This is a genomic window from Telluria sp. ZB4P37 (genome assembly GCF_059685855.1).
Genome location: NZ_JCASID010000003.1, coordinates 176,656 through 198,958 on the forward strand (window position 1 = coordinate 176,656; position 22,303 = coordinate 198,958).

A 22,303-nucleotide genomic window follows, 5' to 3' on the forward strand; every position below is an offset into this window, starting at 1 on the left:
TTCTACCATCTGGCTAGCGACCCTTAAGTGGCCAATATTAGGGAAATTCTTCCTGTTCTCCCAACGCTACGGATAATTTCAGGACCTGCGCCATCGCCCATCCCGCTACGTTGGCGTGTTGGGCGTGGCGCGGTGATCGAGACCAATCAGCTAATCAGCCTGCCATGAGTCGAACGTTTTAGCGCCTTACTGATCAACCACAACAATGTGCGCGGGAGTGTCCGTAACCCGTTCAGGTTCCGCAGTGACGATGCATCGAGGAAATTACCACCGATGAAAAACGCCAAAGTCAATCACCTCGAGGGCATCTTCCATCTCAACGAAAATGCAGGTGATCCTGTCGACGATGTCACCGAGCTGCATTACAAGGTCAATGACGAGCGGCTGGGTCATGCGCGTCACGAGTTGCTCGATGCGACTTGGCTCATGCCCGGCCAATCGATCCGTGTTCTCCTGACGTTTGTTCGGCCTGACCCAATGCTGCCATCCTTGGGTGTTGGACGCGAAGTCGACGCCTACCGTGGCACGCGAAAAATTGGCACGTTGCACATCACCGGCGTATCGTCGCCCCCGCTCGCAGGCAGTACGGCGGTGTTGGGACAGACTCGGCTAGAGCCGCAGTCGCCTGCACGGATAGGCGTCACAATCCTCATCAGCGTTGTCTACCTGGTATTCACAGTACTGACAGTGTATCTGGCAGCCAATGCATACGCTCCCTGCGAGTCGAACTTCGAAGGCGGTTGTAGCATGGGCCGCGCCATGATGGCGATTGCGAGTCTGATTCCAGCGGCGGCGGCATCCATCCTCGGCGTGCTGGTCAAACGACAGATGGACAGGTTCTTCGCACTGGCGTCGCGCTTGCCGCTTGCGTATAGCCTTCTGTGGGTTGCCCCCCTCATCTACATCCTCATCACACTCAACGCCATATTCGGGGGCTAGCCAGACGCACCCGAACCGACTGGCATTGTGTTGCCAATACCGGTTGAATATTCCTAAAGAATATTCGTCATCGCGCAGCAGCTTTCATGCGCAGATAGCTTGCTTATTCGACAGTCACCGACTTCGCCAGGTTGCGCGGCTTGTCCACATCGGTACCACGCGCCAGCGCGGTGTGATAAGCCAGCAGCTGCAGCGCAGCCACGTGCAGGATCGGCGACAGGTCGCCATAGTGTTCCGGCAGGCGGATCACGTGCACGCCGTCCCCGGAGGTGATGCGCGAATCGACGTCGGCGAACACATACAGCTGGCCGCCGCGCGCGCGCACTTCCTGCATGTTCGATTTCAGTTTTTCCAGCAGCGCATCGTTCGGGGCGATCGTGACCACCGGCATCTCTTCGGTCACCAGCGCCAACGGGCCGTGCTTGAGTTCACCGGCCGGATAAGCCTCGGCGTGGATGTAGGAAATTTCCTTGAGCTTCAGCGCCCCCTCTAACGCGATCGGGTAGTGCATGCCACGGCCCAGGAACAGGGCGTTTTCCTTGCGCGCGAATTCTTCGGCCCAGGCGATGATCTGCGGCTCGAGCGCCAGCACGGCGGAGATCGCGACCGGCAGGTGGCGCATCATCTTCAGGTGCTGGGCTTCGGCTTCTTCGGTCAGGCGGCCATTGACTTGTGCCAGCGTCAGGGTCAGCAGGAACAGGGCCGCCAGCTGGGTGGTAAAGGCCTTGGTCGAGGCCACGCCGACTTCGACACCGGCGCGGGTGATGTAGTTCAGCTTGCACTCGCGCACCATGGCGCTGGTCGAGACGTTGCAGATGGTGAGGGTATGCGGCATGCCCATGCTGCGTGCATGCTTGAGCGCGGCCAAGGTGTCGGCGGTTTCGCCACTCTGCGAAATCGTCACGACCAGCGTGTGCGGGTGCGGCACGCTGTCGCGGTAGCGGTATTCGCTGGCGATCTCGACGTTGACCGGGACCTTGGCGATGGACTCGATCCAGTATTTCGCGGTCAGGCCGGCGTAATAGCTGGTGCCGCAAGCCAGAATCAGGACGCGGTCGATTTCCTTGAACACGCCATAGGCGCCGTCGCCGAACAGTTCCGGCATGATGCCGGTGACGCCTTCCAGGGTGTCGCCGATCACGCGTGGCTGCTCGAAGATTTCCTTCTGCATGTAGTGGCGGTACGGGCCCAGTTCGGCTGCGCCGGTGTGGGCGTGCACGGTTTTCACTTCGCGCTCGGCCGGGCGGCCGTCGACGTCGACGATCCAGTAACGCGCCAGTTGCAGGTCGACCACGTCGCCTTCTTCCAGGTAGATGATCTGGTTGGTGGTGCCGGCCAGCGCCATGGCGTCGGAGGCGACGAAGTTTTCGCCTTCGCCCACGCCAAGGATCAGCGGCGAGCCCTGGCGGGCAGCAACCACGCGGTGCGGTTCTTCGCGCGAGAACACGGCGATGGCGTAGGCGCCGTGCAGGCGTTTCACCGCCTGCTGGACGGTCTCGAACAGGTCGCCCGTGTACATGTGGTCGACCAGGTGAGCGATGACTTCGGTATCGGTCTGGCTGGTGAAGACGTAGCCGAGGGCGCTCAGTTCGGCGCGCAGCTCGTCGTGGTTTTCGATGATGCCGTTGTGGACGAGGGCGATGCGGGCATTGTCTTCGGTTGGCGAGAAGTGCGGGTGGGCATTGTGCGAAGCCGGTGCGCCGTGGGTGGCCCAGCGGGTGTGGGCAATGCCGGTAAAGCCTTCGAGGTGCGCTTCACGCACCTGCGACTCGAGCTCGGCCACGCGCGAGGTGCTGCGCGAACGGGTCAGCTTGCCGTTCAGGTGCACGGCAACGCCGCAGGAGTCATAGCCACGGTATTCGAGGCGCTTCAGGCCCTCGATCAGGACTGGAGTGATGTTGCGCTTGGCGACTGCACCGACGATACCGCACATAGATTGACCTCGTTTAAAAATTAGCAATTAATCCTATCGTAGAGTAACTACGATGAAATAAGCTTTCAGATTTCGGTTATATTTGACAGATTATTTCATGTGCAACCAGTGATGAAATATTATTTCATTTAGCGCGCACTTATTTGTTATTTATTTCATATCATGGCAGATCAATTACTTCTCGACGAGCTTGATCGTCGCATCCTCAATGCATTGCAGGCTGATGCCTCGCATACGAATGCCGAGTTGGCAGAACTGGTGCACGTGTCTCCGCCCACTTGTTTGCGCCGCGTAAAACAGCTTACCGAGAATGGTGTTATCGAACGGCAAGTAGCGATCGTGTCCCCGGACAAGCTCGGCGCCCGCCTGACGGCCATCGTCGAGATCACGCTGGACGTGCAGGCTGCCGAGCGCATGGATGAGTTCGAACGCCTGGTGGCGCTCGAGCCGGCTGCCCTGCAGTGCTACCGCGTCACGCCGGGCCCGGATTTCGTGCTGGTGGTGCAGGTGGCGGACATGCCGGCCTACCACGAGCTGGCGCACCGCCTGTTCACCGCCCACGCCAACGTGCGCAACGTCAAAGCCTATTTTTCTACCCACCGCAGCAAGTTCGACACGCGCGTCGCCGTCTGAGCTGCAACAGGCGCGGTGGATAAACCTGTGGACTAGTAGGGGAAGAGTCATGGGATAAGCACGGTATGACCCTGTGCTTATCCTGTGCGTTGGCTGTGAATGGCCGGTGGATTACTTCTTGGTCTTCACCGGACGGGTCCATCCGTCGATGGTCATCTGCTTCGGACGCGAGATGGTCAGCTTGCCTGCCGGTGCATCCTTGGTGAGGGTGGTGCCCGCCCCCAGGGTCGCGCCCTTGCCGACGGTGACCGGCGCCACCAGCTGGCTGTCGCTGCCGATGAAGGCGTCGTCTTCGATCACGGTGCGGAATTTGTTGGCGCCGTCGTAGTTGCAGGTAATGGTGCCGGCGCCAATGTTCACGCGCGAACCGACCGTAGCGTCGCCGACATAGGCCAGGTGGTTGGCCTTGCTGTGCGCGGCCACCGTGCTGTTCTTGATCTCGACAAAGTTACCCACATGAACGTCTTCGCCCAGCTCGGTGCCCGGGCGCAGGCGCGCATAGGGGCCGATCTGCGACTTGTCGCCGACGACAGCATCTTCGATATGGCAGAAGGGCTTGATGGTGGCCCCTGCACCGATCTTCGCATTGACCAGCACGCAGTGCGGGCCGACGGTGACGCCGTCGGCCAACTCGACCCGGCCTTCGAACACGCAGCCGACGTCGATGGTGACATCGCGGCCGCAAATCAGTTCGCCGCGCACGTCGATGCGGGCCGGATCCATCAGGGTGATCCCCTTTTCCAGCAGCACGTTGGCAATGTTCAGCTGATGACGGCGCTCGAGCTCGGCCAATTGCACCTTGCTGTTAACGCCCGCCACTTCCCATTCGGCCGAAGGGTGGGCCGATACCACCGGCACGCCATCGCTCACTGCCTGGGCCACGATATCAGTCAGGTAATACTCGCCCTGCGCATTGTTGTTCGACAGCGCCGATAACCATTTCTTCAGGCGCGGCGTCGGGACGACCATGATGCCGCTGTTGATTTCGCGAATGGCACGCTCGGCCTCGCTGGCGTCTTTTTCTTCGACAATGCGCACGATGCTGCCGTTCTCGCGCACGATGCGGCCCAGCCCGAACGGGTTGGCCTGCTCGACGGTCAGGATGGCCAGCTTGTCGCTGCCGGCGGCCTCGACCAACCCGGCGAGCGATGCCGCGGTGGTCAGCGGCACGTCACCGTACAGCACCAGGGTCGGCACGCTTTCATCCAGCTGCGGCACCGCCTGCATGACCGCATGGCCGGTGCCGAGCTGCGGCTGCTGCAGGGCTGTATCGATCGCGGTACCGGTTGCCGCGGACAGTTCGGCGAGCATCTCCGGCACCGCTGCGCCCCCGTGACCGTAAATCACGCATAATTTGCTCAAGGATAAGGTTCGCGCCGTATCGATGACATGCTGCAACAGCGGCTTCCCCGCCAGTGGATGCAGGACTTTCGGCAACGCAGATTGCATGCGCTTTCCCATGCCGGCGGCGAGGATCACAACGTTCATAAGCCGTTCTCAAAAAGTTGATAATATGAAAAAGTTTAACACGCCAGACAATTTGCTCCGGCGCACGATTGCGCTCTTCATGGTTGCCATGCTCGCCCTTGCGGCAGGCTGCAGCTCGGTCAAATTCACCTACAACCAGGGCGATACCTTACTGTATTGGTGGATGGATTCCTATGCCGACCTGGAAGGCCAGCAAGCCGACATCGCGAAACGCGACATCGACAACCTGTTCAAATGGCACCGCCAGACCCAGTTGCGCGACTACGCGGCCCTGCTCGGCGGCTTCCAGCGCCAGCTGGCCGGCAACCCGACCCAGGCCGACCTGCTCACTGCCTACCGCGACATCCGCATCCGCGGCGAGCGCCTGGCCGCGCGCGCCGTGCCGGAAATCACCACCCTCGCACTGTCGATCGAACCGGACCAGATTGCCAACATCGAGCGCAAATTCAATTCGAAGAACGAGGAATACCGCAAGAAATTCATCCAGGGCAATGTCGAAAAACGCCAAAAAGCCCGGTTCAAGAAGTCGATGGAACAATTCGACCTGTGGTTCGGCAATTTCAGCAGCGAACAGGAAGCGACCCTGCGCCGCGCCTCTGATGCGCGCCCGCTGGACAACGAAGCCTGGCTGGAAGAGCGGGTCTGGCGCCAGCGCCGCATCCTTGGCACACTGCGCAAGATCCAGCAAGAAAAGATGAACCGCGAACAGGCCACGGCGCAGATCCAGGCCATGCAGCGCGAGTTCTTCACCCGCATGGAGTCGGCGGAACGCAAGGCCTTTTATGACGCCAGCCTCGACCAGACCACGAAATACATCCTGACCGCGATCCGCATCGCCACCCCGGCGCAAAAGAAGCACGCGCAGGAGCGCATGCAGGGCTGGATCACGGATTTCCAGGGCCTGGCAACCGGTAAGTAGAACCGACTACAGGAGGCTCTACGGGCAGGCAGGGCGCGGCCATATCGGTGCGATTGCCCATGCTATAGTGCCGCCCATGCAAAAGAAGTCAGCCAAACCCAAGGCCCACGGCGCCCCGCGCCTGGCGCCGCGCCAGGTCCGCATCATCGGCGGCGCCTGGAAACGCGTCCTGCTCCCGGTCCTCGATGCCGAAGGCCTGCGCCCCACGCCCGACCGCGTCCGCGAGACGGTTTTCAACTGGATCAACCACCAGCTCGGCGGCGACTGGGGCAATGCCGCCTTCCTCGATCTGTTCGCCGGCTCGGGCGTCCTCGGTTTCGAAGCGGCCAGCCGCGGCGCGGCCTCGGTGACGATGGTGGACAACCATGGCCCGGCAGCACGCCAGCTCGACGAGAACCGGGAAAAACTGAAAGCGACTAACGTCCGGGTGCTGCGCACCGATGCGCTGGCGCTGGTCAAGGACCTGGCCGCCCGCGGCCAGCGCTTCGACGTGATCTTCCTCGATCCGCCTTACCAGCTCGGCCTGCTCAGCCAGGTCCTGCCGCTGTGTCCAGCCATCCTGAACGAAGGCGGCCTGGTGTATGCGGAAACCGGCGAGCCGCTGCCGCAGGAAGGCGATGACATTCCCGACTGGCTGCTCGGATGGGATGCCATCCGCGCCGATAAAGCCGGCATGGTCTATTACTACCTCCTGAAACTGCACGAAGAAGTGGCCTGAGCGCCAGGCCGGCGATCAATCTGCACAAGGATTGGGCAAACGCCGCCCCAGGCTGGGGCGGCTGCCGGATTTTCAGGCATAATGCGCGTTCTGATTAGGTGATTCTCCAGGGGAGCCGCAATGGTTGTAGCCGTTTATCCAGGTACTTTCGATCCGCTCACGCGTGGCCACGAGGACCTCGTTCGCCGTGCCTCGGGTTTGTTCGACCGCCTGGTAGTTGGCGTGGCCGACAGCAAGAACAAGAAGCCCTTTTTCTCGCTCGACGATCGCCTGGAAATCGCCAATGAAGTGCTGGGCCATTATCCGAACGTGCAGGTAGAGAGTTTCTCCGGCCTGCTCAAGGATTTCGTGCGCAAGCACGATGCACGCGTGATCGTGCGCGGCCTGCGCGCAGTGTCCGACTTCGAATACGAATTCCAGATGGCGGGCATGAACCGTTATTTGCTGCCCGATGTCGAGACGCTGTTCCTGACCCCGTCCGACCAATACCAGTTCATCTCCGGCACCATCGTGCGCGAGATCGCCATGCTGGGCGGCGACGTCTCCAAATTTGTCTTCCCGTCGGTGGACCGCTGGCTGCAAAAGAAAATCGCAGCCATGAAAGCGGCGCCCGCAGCCTGAGCGAGCTTTAGACATGGCACTACTCATTACCGACGATTGCATCAACTGCGACGTCTGCGAACCCGAATGCCCAAACGACGCCATTTCAATGGGCGCCGAGTTCTACCAGATCGATCCGCATAAATGCACCGAATGCGTCGGCCACTTCGACGAGCCGACCTGCCAGGTACTGTGCCCGGTCGCCTGCATCCCGCTCGACCCGGCCTGGCGCGAAACGCGCGAAGAGCTGCAGGCGAAATACGAACGCCTCACCGCCGACAAGGCAAACGCTTAGATCCCAAGCCGGCTACTCAGCCGGCTTTCTTTTTCCCCGTCCCTGGCCTGACCCGGATGCGCCGCCCATGTGTGCGGACACGCGCATAAGCCGGTTCTTCTGCGTGCTATCCTGATTTTCATGGACACGCCCAACGAGCCCAAGGAAACCGTTCCCTCCGTCCTGCACGAGCATGTCGGCACGGTGTCGGATTTTTATGCCCGGCATGAACAGAAAGCCACGGCGGGACAGCGCCTGTTCGAACAGATCAGCCTGATCCTCGGCACCCCAGCCTATGTCGGCGCCAACCTGGTGGGCGCAGTCCTGTGGATGGGGTGGAACCTGCTTGCGCCCAAACTGGGCTTCGACCAGTGGGACGAGCCGCCCTTCTTCTGGCTGCAGGGCTTCATCGCCCTGAACGCCTTCGTCATCTCCACCGCCGTGCTGATTCGCCAGAACCGCATGTCGGACCTGGCCAACCAGCACGCCCACCTCGATTTGCAGGTCAATCTTCTGGCGGAAGAAAAGAGCAGCAAGATCATCGCGATGCTGGAAGAACTGCGCCGCGATCTGCCCAATGTCCGCAACAAGGTCGACCGCGAGGCGGAAGAGCTGTCAAGGCCGACAGATACCGAAGCCGTGTTGTCGATCATCGAAGAGTCGGACGCCAAGCTCAACTGCAAACGCAAATAACGACTGCGCAGCTCCCTGGACAGCCGTGCTTCGCATCCAGGCCGGCTTTCACCCCTGAGATTACCAATACTCATCCATGATGGATGATTTAACGTGAACTGCGTGTAATCGAAGCCATTACTCGTCCATTAGCGACTAATCTGCATTCATTTATCCATATTTACTGAATATTGAGGCCGCTGGAGGCAAGCGCGCTTTGCGTGCGCTTCTTGTTTCTATTGCTGATATTGTTGATCTATCTCTACCACAATGACATTTAACACCTCGTTAAATAGAGATTTACTGGAAAGGCCGATATTCGCGCTTTTTAACTCTTTGTAAACTTTGTTAAATCAAACCGCCGAGAAAACCCTGGTGACGAAGAGTCATCTTCGATCTATCGACGGATGGTCGATACCGAGGGAGAAACAGGAACAACGGACGTAAAAAAACGCGGCGCCCAGGTCGGAGGCCGCGTCAAACGGAAAGGGAAGAATCAGTGGCGCTTGGCCAAATGCAGCTTCTGCGGGCGGGGGCGCACGGCCAGCATGGCGGCGCGGCCGATGCCGACGAGCAGAGGGCGGAACACCATGGCCGCCCCGCCAACTAGCGCAAGCACGATGGCGCTACGCACGAATTGGCCCACAGGCAGGGCGCTCAAGGCGCTGCCGGCGGTCTGGATCAGGGTAAGCATGGAAGACATGCCGACAATATAGTGCGACGCAACATATAAATCTAATTCCGTTCACTGATGACGCTTATGCATTCCGTGAATAGTTGCGGTACACTTCCCACATCCTCCGTACTGCCTTTATTCGTCCATGAGCTTTCTCACGCTTGACCTGAACCTGCTGCGCGTCTTCGACGCAGTGATGACCGAGCAAAACCTCACCCGCGCGGCCGGCCACCTGGCCATGACACAGCCCGCCGTCTCGAATGCGATCAAGCGCCTGCGCGAAAGCCTCGGGGACGAGCTCCTGATCCGTACCGCCTACGGCGTCAAGCCGACTCCGCGTGCCGAAGCCCTGTGGCCGGCCGTGCGCCAGGCCCTGGCGGCGCTGGAAGCGGCCGTGATGCCGGAAACCTTCGACGTCTCGAAGGCGCAGGCGACCTTCCGGATGGCGATGGCCGACGCTACCGCCGCCCTGTGGCTGCCTTCGCTGATGCGCTCGATCGAACGTGAAGCGCCGGGCGTGAACATTCGCATGGTGCCGCTCACCACGCGCGAGCCGCGGCCGATGCTGCTGCGCGGCGACATCGACCTGGCGGTCGGTTTCTTCCCGGGCGTGGCGGCGCAATTGTCGTACGAGACCGGTTCGCCGATCCGCCACGAGCGCCTGTATTCGGGGGTGTATGTGTGCGTGATGCGCAAGGACCATCCGCTGGCGAAGGAAAAGCTCGACCTCGATACCTATTGCAAGGCCAATCACTTATTGGTGAGCTTCTCGGGCCGCGCGCACGGGCTGGTGGATGAAGCGCTGGCCCAGATTGGCCGCGAGCGCCGCATCTTGCTGACGGTGAACCAGTTCTTCACGGCAGGACGTGTGGTGGCCAATTCGGATCTGATCACGGTGCTGCCGAAGCACCTGATCGCCTCGACCGGCTCGACCGACGCCCTGATCTGGCGCGAGCTGCCTTTCCAGCTGCCGGCCGTGCACCTCGACATGCTCTGGCACGAGCGCGACGGCCGCAGCCATGCGCACCGCTGGCTGCGCACCAACCTGGAAAGCCTGGCCGAGACCGCGGCGCCCAAGACCGGCACGCGGAAAGCCGGTTGATCAGATCTACCGGATCGGTAATTTCGTGGTGTTCTTGACCTCTTCCATCACTGCATAGGTGTGCGTCTCGCGCACGCCTTTTTGCAGCAGGGTCTTGCCCAGGAATTCGCGGTAGGCCGCCATGTCTTTGACACGCGCTTTCACCAGGTAGTCGAAGCCGCCTGCCACCATGTGGCATTCCAGCACTTCCGGGATCATTTGCACGCTTTGTTTGAATGCGTCGAATACTTCGGGAGTGGTACGATCGAGTACCACTTCGATGAAGACCAGCAGCGAGACGTCCAGCAGCTGCGGGTTGAGCTGGGCCGTATAGCCCATGATGTAGCCGGACTCGTGCAATTTGCGCACGCGCTCCAGGCAAGCGGCAGGAGAGAGATTCACACGGGCGGCCAGCTCGACGTTGCTGATGCGGCCGTCGTTTTGCAGCTCCGCCAGAATTTTCTTGCTGATCTTGTCGAGCACGGTCATCTCCTGCCATCTAAATATTATTTGGTCAGATTGTCTCATCAAAAACTATCTATTGCTAGTCTGTCGTAAAAACAGAATTAATCCAGAAGATTTCCTTCTACAATCGAATCATTCCACTGAATTATTGATCGACTCCCGGAACGCGCCGGCTGCCTGTTGCGCAGCGCGGCGTTTTTTGCTGGGCGGTTGACCACACCCGTTTCCCTTTTAGAAGAATTCGCCATGCAGACTGCCGCCTTCCCTGCCACCACTTTCGTTCCTTTCGATGCCCTCCAGCGCGAGCTCAAGCACGACCAGACTCCCTTGCGCGCCGCCATCACCGCCGCCTACCGCCGCGAGGAGTCCGAAGCCGTGCAGTGGCTGCTGGCGCAGGGTGCCAGCGCCAACGGCGACGCCCACATGCTGGCGCACCGCCTGGTGTCGAGCGTGCGTGAAAAGCGCACCCGTTCCTCGGGCGTGGACGCGCTGATGCACGAGTTCTCGCTGTCGTCGGAAGAAGGCGTGGCGCTGATGTGCCTGGCCGAAGCGCTGCTGCGCATTCCTGACAGCGAAACAGCCGACCGCCTGATCGCCGACAAGATCAGCCGCGGCGACTGGCGCAAGCACCTGGGGGAATCGCCTTCGCTGTTCGTCAACGCGGCCACCTGGGGCCTGCTCATCACCGGCAAGCTGGTCTCGACCAACAGCGAAAAGAGTTTGGGTTCGGCGCTGACGCGCCTGATCGCCAAGGGCGGCGAACCGCTGATCCGCAAGGGCGTGGACATGGCCATGCGCATGCTGGGCAACCAGTTCGTCACCGGCCAGACCATCAATGAGGCACTGAAGAACAGCCGCGAGAACGAAACCCGCGGCTACCGCTATTCCTACGACATGCTGGGCGAAGCGGCGCTCACCGAAAACGACGCCAAGAACTACTACGCCTCGTACGAAACGGCGATCCACGCGATCGGCCGCGCCTCGAACGGCCGCGGCATCAAGGACGGCCCGGGCATCTCGATCAAGCTTTCTGCCCTGCACCCGCGCTACAGCCGCTCGCAGCATGCGCGCATGATGGGCGAACTGTTGCCGCGCGTGCGCAGCCTGGTGCTGCTGGCGAAGAGCTACAACATCGGCATCAATATCGATGCGGAAGAAGCCGACCGCCTCGAGATCTCGCTCGACATGCTGGAAGTGCTGGCTTTCGATCCGGAGCTCGCAGGTTTCGAGGGCATCGGCCTGGTGGTGCAGGCTTACCAGAAGCGCTGCCCCTTCGTGATCGATTACCTGGTCGACCTGGCCAAGAGGAGTGGCCAGAAATTCATGGTGCGCCTGGTAAAGGGCGCCTACTGGGACGCCGAGATCAAGCGCGCGCAAGTCGAAGGGATGCCGGACTATCCGGTCTATACCCGCAAGGTGTACACCGACGTGTCTTACCTGACCTGCGCACGCAAGCTGCTCGCGGCCGCCGACATCCTCTATCCGCAGTTCGCCACCCACAACGCGCATTCGCTGGCGGTGATCTACACCTGGGCCAAGGCCGACGGTGTCACCAACTACGAGTTCCAGTGCCTGCACGGCATGGGCGAAACCCTGTACGACCAGGTGGTGGGCAAGGACAAGCTGGACAAGGCCTGCCGCATCTATGCGCCGGTCGGTTCGCACGAAACCCTGCTGGCCTACCTGGTGCGCCGCCTGCTGGAAAACGGCGCCAACTCCTCGTTCGTGAACCAGATCGTGGATGAAAGCGTCGCCATCGATTCGCTTCTGGCCGATCCGTTCGAGCAGGCGCGTGCTACCGGGGGCAAGTCGCATCCTGCGATCGCCCTGCCGCTGCAGATGTTCGGCGCCGAGCGCGCGAATTCCGCGGGCCTGGACCTGGTCAACGAAAACACGCTGCGCTTAGTGGCCGACGGCCTGGCCCAGCAGCGCCAGCACATCGCCGCCCCGCTGATCGCCGGTCCGGTGGAAGCGGGCGAACACGCGAACATCGTCAACCCGGCACAATCAAGCGATATCGTCGGCCAGGTGGTCGAAGCCTCGCGCACCGACGTCGAGACCGCGCTGGCCGCAGCCAGCGCCTTTGCCGGCGAATGGGAAAGCACGAGCGTCGATAGCCGCGCGGCCATGCTCGAGCGCACCGCCGATTTGTTCGAACAGAACGGCCTCGAATTGATGGCACTGGCCGTGCGCGAAGCCGGCAAGTCGCTGCCGAATGCGATTGCCGAACTGCGCGAAGCGGTCGACTTCCTGCGCTATTACGCCGTGCAGATCCGCGCGTCGAAAGCCGATGGCGCCCTCGGCCCGGTGAGTTGCATCAGCCCATGGAACTTCCCGCTGGCGATCTTCACCGGCCAGGTGGCAGCGGCGCTGGCAGCCGGCAACGTGGTGCTGGCCAAGCCGGCCGAACAAACTCCCCTGATCGCGCACCGCGCGGTGGAGCTGTTCCATGAAGCTGGCTTCCCACGCGCGGCGATCCAGCTGCTGCCGGGCCGTGGCGAAGTGGTCGGCGCAGCCCTGACCGCGGATGCGCGCGTAAAAGGTGTGATCTTCACCGGCTCGACCGAAGTGGCGCAGCTGATCAACCGCACCCTGGCCGCGCGTGCCGAGAAAGAAGGCATCGACATTCCGCTGGTGGCCGAAACCGGCGGCCAGAATGCGCTGATCGTCGATTCGTCGGCGCTGCCCGAGCAGGTGGTGTCGGACGTGCTGTCCTCGGCCTTCGATTCGGCCGGCCAGCGCTGCTCGGCGCTGCGCGTGCTCTTCCTGCAGGAAGACATCGCCGACAAGACCATCAAGATGCTCAAGGGCGCGATGCAGGAACTGCGCGTGGGCAGCCCGGACCGCCTGGCGACCGACATCGGCCCGGTGATCGATGCCGAGGCGCAGCGCAACCTGCTGGCCCACATCGAGCGCATGCGCGCCACCGCGCGCAGCCACTTCGCGCTGGAACTGCCTGCCAGCGTCGCGAACAGCGGCACCTTCGTGCCGCCGACCGTGCTGGAAATCGGCTCGCTGGCGGAGCTCAAGCATGAAGTCTTCGGCCCGGTGCTGCACATCGTGCGTTACCGCCGTGCGGACCTGGGGAAGGTGATCGACACCATCAACGCCACCGGCTACGGCCTGACCCTGGGCGTGCACTCGCGCATCGACGAGACCATCGACTTCATCGTTAAGCAGGCGCACGTGGGCAACATCTACGTCAACCGCAACATCGTCGGCGCGGTGGTGGGCGTGCAGCCGTTTGGCGGCGAAGGCAAGTCCGGCACCGGCCCGAAGGCCGGCGGCCCGCTTTACCTGAAGCGCCTGCAGCGCAATGCCGCCCCGCTGATGCAGCACAGCCGGGGCGTCGACGCGGGCCTGGTATCGCTGCTGGGCTGGATGCGCGCCAACGCGCACCAGGATGTCGCCACGCTGGCGGAGAACTATGGCCGCACCGCGCTCACCGGCGTCGAGATGGTGTTGCCGGGTCCGACCGGTGAGCGCAATACGCTGGCGTTTACGTCGCGCGGCACCGTGCTGTGTGCGCCGGCAAGCGCCGCCGGCCTGCTCAACCAGGTGGCGGCAGCCCTGGCCACCGGCAACCGCGCGCTGGTGCTGGCAGCGCCCGAACTGATCCCGGCCAACCTGCCGGCGCTGGTGAAGGAGCGCGTGCGCTTCGTCGGCATGGACGAAATCGATGCGGGCGAGTTCCAGGTCGCGCTGGTGGAAGCAGGATTGGCAGGTCCCCTGCGGTCGAAACTGGCGGCGCGCACCGGCGCGATCGTCGGCATCGTCGATACCGATGCTGCTCTACCTATCGCCCTGTGGCGTCTGGTGGCCGAGCGCGCGGTGTGTGTCAACACGACGGCGGCTGGGGGCAACGCAAGCCTGATGACGCTGGGGGTGTGATTATGTCGGGTGGGTGGCTTCGCCGCCTACCCGACGGATTGAGGTGTAATCTTTGCAGTAGCCGTAGCTGGAGACAATTCTTATATAAATGGAGGCAGACATGCTAGTAGGCGTACCAAAAGAGATCAAGAACCACGAGTACCGTGTCGGGCTCACGCCCCCGTCGGTGCGCGAGCTGACCTTGCGCGGAGTCGACGTGATCGTGCAGCAGGGCGCCGGCGAGCAGATCGGGCTGTCGGACGAGCAGTACGTGGCGGCCGGCGCCACCATGGTGGCTACCGCAAAGGAAATCTTCGCGCGCGCCGACATGGTGGTCAAGGTCAAGGAACCGCAGCCGGGCGAGTGCGCGATGCTGCGCGAAGGCCAGATCCTCTACACCTACCTGCACCTGGCTCCCGATCCCGAGCAGACCGCGGCGCTGGTGAAATCCGGCGCGGTCTGCATCGCGTATGAAACCATCACCGGCGCCGGCGGCGGGCTGCCGCTGCTGGCGCCGATGAGCGAAGTGGCCGGGCGCATGTCGATCCAGGCTGGCGCCGCCCACCTCGAGAAATCCAAGGGCGGCATGGGCTTGCTGCTTGGCGGCGTGCCGGGCGTGGCGCCTGGCCACGTGGTCATCATCGGCGCCGGCGTGGTCGGCACCAATGCGCTGCAGATGGCGGTCGGCACCGGTGCACGCGTGACGGTGCTCGATAAAAACGTCGACCGCCTGCGCCAGCTCGATCTCGTCTACGGCAACCGCATCGCCACCGTCTACTCCAACGCGCATGCGATCGAGGAAGCGGTGCTGTCCGCCGACCTGGTGATCGGCGGCGTGCTGGTGCCGGGCGCCGCGGCGCCCAAGCTGGTCACCCGCGACATGATTGCGCGCATGAAGAAGGGCGCGGTGGTGGTGGACGTGGCGATCGACCAGGGCGGCTGCTTCGAAACCTCGCATGCGACCACCCACGCCGACCCGACTTTCGTGGTCGACGGCGTGATCCACTACTGCGTGGCGAACATGCCGGGCGCGGTGGCGCGCACCTCCACCTTCGCGCTGAACAACGCCACCATCGGCCACGCCGTGGCGCTGGCCACCAAGGGCTGGCGCCAGGCATTGTCGGATGACGTCCACCTGCGCAATGGCCTGAACGTCTGCCAGGGCAAGGTCACTTACCAGGCCGTCGCCCGCGACCTGGGCTACGACTTCGTGCCGGCGGAATCGCTGCTGGCCTAGAACGAAGCCCTCAGGTCCCGGCACACGCGCCGGGTGATGTGGAAAGCATACTGCGCGGCCACCGATTTCACGAAGCGCATGAAATCGATGGCCGCGTTTTCATTTGCGTTGTCGGAAATCGTGCGGATCACCGCGCAGGGCACGCCCAGCTCGTGGCACACCTGCGCCACCGCGGCGCCTTCCATTTCCACCGCCACCAGCCCGCTCAAGGCCGCATTGAGGCCAGCCAGGTGGGCGCGGTCGGTCATGAACTGGTCGCCGCTGGCCACCAGGCCGCGGTGCACGCGTGGCTGCTGCAGGCGAAATGCCCGGCGTTCGGCCTCGCTGACCGCGTCCATGAAATCCTGCTCCAGGAAATCATGGGCGGCGCGCGACAGGTGCATCGACAAGTGCGGGTCGGGCTGGAAGTGGCTGATGCCGGTCAGCGGCACCTCGAAACGCGGGAACAGCGGGCTGGCATCCATGTCGTGCTGGACCAGGGCTTCGGCCACCACGATATCGCCCACCTGCACGGTTTTATCCCCGGCGCCGGCCACGCCGGTGAACAGGATGTGGGTAACTCCGAACTTTTCCACAAGCGTGGTGGCAGTCATGGCCGCCGCAACCTTCCCAATTCGCGACAGGACGCACACAGCGTCGATATCCCACAGCTGTCCGAGGCGGTACTCACGTTTTCCGTGGATGAGCGTGGCGGGGCCTCTCATGGCCTCCACGAGCCCCTGCTGTTCTTCCGCCAGTGCGCTGATGATCCCTAACCGCATATTTTTCGACCGTGATTGCCGGATCACGATGATAACCGGCGCGGGCAGCCGGGGCGAAAACCCCCGGGCTGCCGCGCCAACACGCGTTTATTGCACCGTCAGGGCCACGTCGTCCACCAGGAAAGTAGTCTGCAGCGACGAATCCTCGGCCGCGGCGAAGAAGACCTGCACCGTTTGCCCCTTGTATGCCGTCAGGTCGATGGTCTTCTGCACATAGCCGGTGCCCTTGTTCAGGTTCGAATAGGTGGCCGGCGTGGCCAGGATGGCGCCGCCGCTGTTGCGCACCTGGAGCTTGAGCGTGTCGAAGGCGGAGGTCGTCGTCGTTTCCGCCGACCCGACCTCCAGCCAGAACGACAGCGTCACGCTGGCCGCGCTCGAGGGAATGGCGATTTGCTGGTAAAGGTTGTCGGTGCGGGTCGCGCCGGTGCCGGCAAATTTCGCTTCCCAGCTTCCGGTACGCGGCGCCGTGGCCGCCACATTGTTGATGATGCCGCTGCCACCACTCCATGACACCGCGCCCGATTCGAAGCCGGGATTGGCCAGCAGCTGGGTGCCACCGGTCCCGCCGCCGTTGGTGATGCTGAATGCCGCAGCGTTCGAGCTGCCGACATTGCCGGCCGCATCATACCCCTTGGCGACCAGCGTGTGGGCGCCGTTGGCGAGGAGGGTCGAGTCGAGCGTCATCGAGTAGGGCGAGGTGGTGTCCGTCCCCTTCAGCAGGTTATCCACATAGAACTCCACCTTGCTCACGCCGACGTTGTCGCTGGCGCTGGCCGAGAGCGTGATCGTGCCGCTCGTGCCGGACTCGCTGGCGCTCACTGTCGGCGCGATCGTGTCGCTCGAAGCTGCCGTCTGCGTCACCCAGATCGGCGCCGACCACAGGATCTTGCCGTCGCTTTGCGTGATCTTCGCATAGTAGAAATGCTCGCCCAGGCTTGGTGTGATGGTGGTGCTCGCCGTGGTGGACAACTGGGTCACCGTGCCGTTGCGCTTGGGGACACCCTCGAAGATCGCCACCGTCGATACGGTCTTGCCGGAGGTGTTGGCGAAGTTCGCAACCAGGTTCAAGGGGCCGCTGTTGGTGATGCGCTCGCCCATCACGCGCCCATTTGCGGTAAGCACCAGCTGCGAAGTCTTGTCCATGGTCGCGAACACGCGCCGTGCGCGCAGCGCGTCGACGAAGCTGGTGTTGCTCAAGGCCGTGCCGGTGGGGATCAACACGCCGGTGCGGTTGGTGTAGGACGCGCCCCAGTTGGCGCAGTGGTTGTCCTGGTTGGTGGAAAACGCGACGTGGAAGCCCGCCTCCAGCGCTTTTTTGCAGGCGCTTTCGTAGGTGCTGCGGCTGGTTTCGGACTCCGTGGTGTTGGTCGAGAAGGCCGAGGTGTTCATCACTTCGCACAGCACCATGGCTTCGTCGCCATCCGCCGTATAGCCCAGCGCGACGCCGTTGGCGAGGAACTGGCCGCTGGTCTCGGGATGGTTGAACTGGCCGACGTAGCCGCGGTTCTTCATCAGGGTGTACAGCGCCGGGTAGTCGGTCTTGGCGGTAAACGCGTCGCCCAGTAGCTGGCTGCTGGCGTTGTATTCCCATTGCAGCAGCTCGGTGCTGTTCAGGATGTTGAGGTGGCCGCCATTGCTGATCACGCCCCATTCCAGGCCATATACGGCGAGGAAGTTCGGGTTGGCCAGGTTGAAGTCCGAGGCTGCTTTCAGGCCGGCCGCATACAGCGCCTTGGCGGTCGTCGGGCTGGCCGAGGTGTTGGTCGAACTCGAACCGTCGTACATGTGGTTGTGCTCCGACGCCATCAGGATGTCCAGGCCCTTGTTCTTGGCGTAAGTGAAGGCGTCGGTCGGTCCGAAGGCGCCGGCCTGCGGGCTTTCCGAGCTGGTGCAGGAAGCCAGCGCGCCACCGCCGTCGCTGTGATTGGTCTGGCTGTGCAGGTTGGCGTAGTAGACGGTGTAGGGCAGCGAAGCAGTGGCCGGTACCGATGCGGGGGACACGGTACCCGGAATCGATAGTCTCGTGCCCGCTTTTGCGGCAGGCGTGGTTTCCTGGCTTGCACTGGTTGGCAGCGGCTGGAAGGCCGGCATCGGCGCGGCGCCTGGGTCACCGACGGCGATGTCCCAGCTCTGCTCGATGCGGTGGCCCTGTTCGCCCTCCAGTAAAGCGTCGATCTCGTCGCCGGCAAGCTTGCGGTTGCCGCGTGCGTCTTTTTCCCTCGCTACGGCGGTCATCCGCACCAGGTAGATGCCGTCACGCAGGGCAGGGTCGCTGCTGCGTCCCGCCCACTTCACCTTGACGTCGACCGGCTTGTTCGACAGCAGTTCGCCTCCTTGCCAGCGCTCGATGACGCGCCCTGCGGGATCGACCAGTTCCAGCCGCCAGGCGATGTCGTGGGCTTGCTCGACGAAGGGATAGCTGAAATTGAGTGCAAATGAGCGCCCTTCCTGGGCAGATGCCGTCGCATTGTACGGGGCATGCAAGGTGGCTTCGAACTCCCGGTGATCCGCTTCGGAAGCAAAACCCGCCTGGCTAAAGCCAAGCGCCAGGACCAGTGGAAGCAACTTCAAGGTGCGAACGTGGTGCATGTGAGTCCCCTCTTTTCTCTTTTTTATGAAAAGTACAAACTCTGACAACAATGCATGACACATTGATGACAAACAAGAACTTTCTGAGGGGAACTAAACAACTGTTGTCAATACGCCAGAAAACTCGGATCCCGGGGGCTGCTGTGCATAAGGTCCAGCTTGTTCACACAGTGCGTCCATTTCCGGCATTGGTCATCGCGATCAGCCGGCCAGAAGGCCATGCGCAGCTGCGGTCGGACAGCTTGTTCCAGGGATATCCACCTTTTGATCGCGCTCATGGATCGTCTTTTCCCATGCAAATGCCTTCCCGTTTTGCCTGTCTTACCGGTGGAGGGAGGGCAAAGCCGTCCCCGGGGTTTTCCAAAGCCGGCACTTCAGGGTTTTAGTTAACTAAGATGTATATATAAAACTAGTAGTAGTTAGTAAACGTGGGCTCTTCTGTTGATAAGTCGCGTTTACTCCACAAGATCAAACACTTGCGCCTTCATTTTCGGGCGGGACAAAGGGTGTGTGCAGATTGAACGGATGGTGGACAGATTTTGATTCGATCGGAAATTGTCCTGTTCTGCACATCTGCTCCTGTGGATATACATGGGCTTGTCCACAGATGCACCGTTCAAATTCAGCCGAAAAGCGGTTTTGCAGACGGGTTGATGTTCAGCGCGACAACGATCTCGCTGCCTTGGCAACCTGGCGAAGCGTCTAGGTTGGGCGGTTCGGATTGTGGGAGGCTTTTTATACGGACAAAGTCGGCGGGTTGTTGAGATCTACCGAAGCTCGTGATCAACAAGTCGCCGTTGTTGGCGATGCAATCCTAGTCCTGGTTGGCGAACTGGCGTGTCTGTAGTGCTCAAGTGCTTTGGGTTTGCCAGCCGTAGGGCGACGAATTCCAGCAACTTGTTCCGTTTATTGTTTTAGTTAACTAGGTTGTATACAAAATAGTAGTAATAGTAAACGCCCAATTATTTGTGGATAAGCCTGGTTTTGTCCACAGCATCAAGGACTTAAGACAGTTTTAACTTGCTGTACAAGCGGTGTTTGTAAACTGTAGGGAAGGTGGACAGAATTCGGGGCTTGTCGTTTACCGGGCTGTTCTACACATTCGATCCTGTGGATATCCCAACTGTTTTCCACAGGTGCGAGCAGGCCGTTTTTTAAAAAAGCGTGCAGGGGTTTGGCGGGAAGGCGATGTGACGAGTCGACGCGTCGTCGTTTGCTGCCTTCAGCTTGTCGGATCGACACGACGCAAGCATGAAAAAAAATTTCAGGAAGTTTTCAAAGGTTTACAAGTTAAGTAGATATACAAAATAATAGTAGTAGTTAACGGCAGCCCTGTTCTGTGGAGAAGTCAGTTAACAACCGAAGAATCAAGCGCTTACAGAAGGTATAAGCCGGTGCACGGCTTGCATGTCCTGCTGGTCGAAACATTGGACAACAATTTGGAAGCGCCGAAACGCCTCGGTTCTGCACAAACCGTACCTGTGGATATCAAGAACTTTATCCACAGGTGGGCTATGGACATCCGTTTACGTTCTGGTAAGCTTGCCTCAACGAATCGCAAACGGAGGGGTCGTGGAGCTCGATGCGCTGTGTGGACTGGTTTGGCCAGGTAGGCCTTGGGAAGGCAATGCACGTTTATTCGCCAACGAAACCCGTGCCCGCCTCACGGCCGGCTTGCGAGGACACTAGCCCGTGGAATCGGCGGGCGAGTACGACTACATCATCGTCGGAGCCGGCACATCGGGCTGCGTGCTGGCCAACCGCCTGAGCCGCAACAAGGACCTGAATATCCTGCTGTTAGAGGCGGGCGGCAGGGACGATTACCTGTGGATCCACATCCCGGTCGGCTACCTGCATTGCATCGGCAATCCGCGCACCGACTGGCTGTTCCGCACCGAGGCCGAGGCGGGATTGAACGGCCGCTCGCTCATCTATCCGCGGGGGAAAGTGCTGGGCGGTAGCTCGTCGATCAACGGCATGATCTACATGCGGGGGCAACCACTCGATTACGATCGCTGGGCCGAAGAAACGGGCGACGATTCCTGGCGCTGGGATCAGGTCTTGCCGCTGTTCCGGCGTAGCGAAGACCACCATGCCGGGGCCAGCGAACTGCATGGCGCCGGCGGCGAATGGCGAGTGGAAAAGCAGCGGCTGTCGTGGACGATCCTGGATGCCTTCCGCGATGCTGCATCCGAAGCCGGCATCCCGAAAATCGGCGACCTGAATGCCGGGTTGGGCGAAGGTTCTGCCTATTTCGAAGTCAACCAGCGCCGCGGCATCCGCCTGAATACGGCCAAGGCTTTCCTCAAGCCGGCGGCGCAGCGCCCGAACCTGACCATCATGACCGGCTGCCACGTCGAACGTTTACTGTTCGCCGAGACACCCCAGGGCCCGGTCTGCACGGGCGTACAATTTACCGGCGGCGCACAAGCCTTGGTCGCTACCGCGCAGCGCGAAACCCTGCTTGCCGCAGGCGCGATCGGCTCACCCCAGATCCTGCAATTGTCCGGCATCGGCGCCGCAGGCGAACTCCAGCGCCACGGTATTGCGCCGGTAGCGAACTTGGCTGGCGTCGGCGCCAACCTGCAAGACCACCTGCAGCTGCGCATGATTTTCAAGGTCCAGGGCGTCACCACCCTGAACACGCGCGCCACAAACTGGTTCGGCAAGACCCTGATCGGGCTCGAATACGCTTTCTTCCAGAGCGGACCGATGTCGATGGCGCCGTCCCAGCTTGGCGCCTTCGCCCGCTCTTCACCGGACCTGCCGGCGCCCAATTTGCAATTCCACGTCCAGCCGCTGTCGCTGGACAAGTTCGGCGATCCGCTGCACCGCTTCCCGGCCTTCACGGCCAGCGTCTGCAACCTGCAGCCGAGCTCGCGCGGCCACGTGCGCATCGCATCAAGCGACAGTTATGCCGCGCCGAAGATCACGCCGAACTACCTGAGCACCGAGCTTGACCGCAAGACCGCCGCTGCCGCGCTGGCGCTGACGCGCCGCATCGTGGCCGCACCCGCACTGTCCGGCTACCAGCCGCAGGAATTCATGCCGGGCCCCCAATACCAGACCGAGGACGAGCTGGCCGAAGCGGCAGGGCTGGTCGGCACCACGATTTTTCATCCGGTCGGTACCTGCCGCATGGGGCGCCTTGATGATCCGCTGGCGGTGGTCGACAGCCGCCTGCGCGTGCGCGGTGTCGGCAAGCTGCGCGTAGTTGATGCCTCGATCATGCCGTTCATCACCTCGGGCAACACCAATTCACCGACGATCATGATCGCGGAAAAGGCGGCGCAAGACATCCTGGCCCGGGAAACCTGAGCAGGCTGAACAGGCGGGCGCCCTTGTGCAAACTTGCACAACCGGCTTGCGCCGATACGGCAGATTTGCACTGAACTCGGCAGCGTGGCTGTATTGTGACAATCCGGCCTTGTATGTATTATTTAACAAG

17 protein-coding genes are annotated in these 22,303 nt (G+C 61.7%); 11 read left to right on the forward strand and 6 right to left on the reverse strand.

Annotation, left to right across the window (positions count from 1 at the left end):
* Positions 1-273 precede the first annotated feature (273 nt).
* Positions 274-939, forward strand: a complete 666-nt coding sequence (locus tag AC56K1_RS08125) for a hypothetical protein (RefSeq protein WP_497157336.1) — start codon at positions 274-276, stop codon at positions 937-939.
* A 103-nt stretch (positions 940-1,042) separates the two neighbouring features.
* Here the strand turns inward: AC56K1_RS08125 and glmS are convergent, their stop codons facing one another.
* On the reverse strand, positions 1,043-2,872 hold the full coding sequence (glmS, locus tag AC56K1_RS08130) for a glutamine--fructose-6-phosphate transaminase (isomerizing) (protein WP_497157337.1): 1,830 nt from the start codon (positions 2,870-2,872) through the stop codon (positions 1,043-1,045).
* 162 nt (positions 2,873-3,034) lie between these two features.
* On the opposite strand from glmS, the gene AC56K1_RS08135 reads away from it, so the two are divergent.
* On the forward strand, positions 3,035-3,505 hold the full coding sequence (locus AC56K1_RS08135; RefSeq protein ID WP_497157338.1) for an Lrp/AsnC family transcriptional regulator: 471 nt from the start codon (positions 3,035-3,037) through the stop codon (positions 3,503-3,505).
* 111 nt (positions 3,506-3,616) lie between these two features.
* Here AC56K1_RS08135 and glmU read toward each other — a convergent pair whose 3' ends face one another.
* A complete protein-coding gene (gene glmU, locus AC56K1_RS08140) occupies positions 3,617-4,993 on the reverse strand; it encodes a bifunctional UDP-N-acetylglucosamine diphosphorylase/glucosamine-1-phosphate N-acetyltransferase GlmU (RefSeq protein ID WP_497157339.1) in 1,377 nt (458 codons plus the stop codon).
* Between the two features lie 79 nt (positions 4,994-5,072).
* Here glmU and AC56K1_RS08145 point away from each other — a divergent pair, with 79 nt between their 5' ends.
* The 5 genes from AC56K1_RS08145 (at position 5,073) to AC56K1_RS08165 (ending at position 8,197) form a co-directional block, all read left to right on the forward strand.
* On the forward strand, positions 5,073-5,912 hold the full coding sequence (locus AC56K1_RS08145) for a DUF6279 family lipoprotein (protein ID WP_497157340.1): 840 nt from the start codon (positions 5,073-5,075) through the stop codon (positions 5,910-5,912).
* A gap of 76 nt (positions 5,913-5,988) precedes the next feature.
* Complete coding sequence (gene rsmD, locus AC56K1_RS08150; protein WP_497157341.1) at positions 5,989-6,630, forward strand: 16S rRNA (guanine(966)-N(2))-methyltransferase RsmD; 642 nt, start codon at positions 5,989-5,991, stop codon at positions 6,628-6,630.
* A 120-nt stretch (positions 6,631-6,750) separates the two neighbouring features.
* Entirely contained in the window at positions 6,751-7,251 is a 501-nt protein-coding gene (coaD, locus tag AC56K1_RS08155; protein ID WP_497157342.1) for a pantetheine-phosphate adenylyltransferase, read from the forward strand.
* A gap of 13 nt (positions 7,252-7,264) precedes the next feature.
* Positions 7,265-7,525: a YfhL family 4Fe-4S dicluster ferredoxin gene (locus AC56K1_RS08160; protein WP_497131776.1), complete on the forward strand. Its 261-nt coding sequence runs from the start codon at positions 7,265-7,267 to the stop codon at positions 7,523-7,525.
* A 120-nt stretch (positions 7,526-7,645) separates the two neighbouring features.
* On the forward strand, positions 7,646-8,197 hold the full coding sequence (locus AC56K1_RS08165; protein WP_497157343.1) for a DUF1003 domain-containing protein: 552 nt from the start codon (positions 7,646-7,648) through the stop codon (positions 8,195-8,197).
* 475 nt (positions 8,198-8,672) lie between these two features.
* Here the strand turns inward: AC56K1_RS08165 and AC56K1_RS08170 are convergent, their stop codons facing one another.
* Positions 8,673-8,879 (reverse strand): hypothetical protein, encoded by a 207-nt coding sequence (locus AC56K1_RS08170; RefSeq protein WP_497157344.1) that lies wholly within the window; start codon positions 8,877-8,879, stop codon positions 8,673-8,675.
* Positions 8,880-8,997: 118 nt separating this feature from the next.
* On the opposite strand from AC56K1_RS08170, the gene AC56K1_RS08175 reads away from it, so the two are divergent.
* Positions 8,998-9,954 (forward strand): LysR family transcriptional regulator, encoded by a 957-nt coding sequence (locus AC56K1_RS08175; RefSeq protein WP_497157345.1) that lies wholly within the window; start codon positions 8,998-9,000, stop codon positions 9,952-9,954.
* Between the two features lie 6 nt (positions 9,955-9,960).
* Here AC56K1_RS08175 and AC56K1_RS08180 read toward each other — a convergent pair whose 3' ends face one another.
* Positions 9,961-10,422: an Lrp/AsnC ligand binding domain-containing protein gene (locus tag AC56K1_RS08180; RefSeq protein ID WP_497157346.1), complete on the reverse strand. Its 462-nt coding sequence runs from the start codon at positions 10,420-10,422 to the stop codon at positions 9,961-9,963.
* 222 nt (positions 10,423-10,644) lie between these two features.
* Here AC56K1_RS08180 and putA point away from each other — a divergent pair, with 222 nt between their 5' ends.
* Positions 10,645-14,289, forward strand: coding sequence for a trifunctional transcriptional regulator/proline dehydrogenase/L-glutamate gamma-semialdehyde dehydrogenase (gene putA / locus AC56K1_RS08185; RefSeq protein WP_497157347.1), 3,645 nt, complete (start codon positions 10,645-10,647; stop codon positions 14,287-14,289).
* Positions 14,290-14,389: 100 nt separating this feature from the next.
* A complete protein-coding gene (gene ald, locus AC56K1_RS08190; RefSeq protein ID WP_497157348.1) occupies positions 14,390-15,505 on the forward strand; it encodes an alanine dehydrogenase in 1,116 nt (371 codons plus the stop codon).
* Here ald and AC56K1_RS08195 read toward each other — a convergent pair.
* Both AC56K1_RS08195 and AC56K1_RS08200 read right to left on the reverse strand, forming a co-directional pair.
* Positions 15,502-16,266: a 5'-methylthioadenosine/adenosylhomocysteine nucleosidase gene (locus AC56K1_RS08195; protein WP_497157349.1), complete on the reverse strand. Its 765-nt coding sequence runs from the start codon at positions 16,264-16,266 to the stop codon at positions 15,502-15,504. The genes ald and AC56K1_RS08195 overlap by 4 nt on opposite strands.
* An 87-nt stretch (positions 16,267-16,353) precedes the next feature.
* The gene (locus AC56K1_RS08200; protein ID WP_497157350.1) at positions 16,354-18,855 is read right to left on the reverse strand and encodes a CehA/McbA family metallohydrolase; all 2,502 of its coding nucleotides are present in this window, start codon (positions 18,853-18,855) and stop codon (positions 16,354-16,356) included.
* Positions 18,856-20,547: 1,692 nt separating this feature from the next.
* Between AC56K1_RS08200 and AC56K1_RS08205 the strand changes: the two genes are divergently transcribed.
* Positions 20,548-22,173 carry a GMC family oxidoreductase gene (locus tag AC56K1_RS08205; RefSeq protein ID WP_497157351.1) on the forward strand — a complete coding sequence of 542 codons (1,626 nt, stop codon included), beginning with the start codon at positions 20,548-20,550 and terminating at the stop codon, positions 22,171-22,173.
* Positions 22,174-22,303 lie beyond the last annotated feature (130 nt).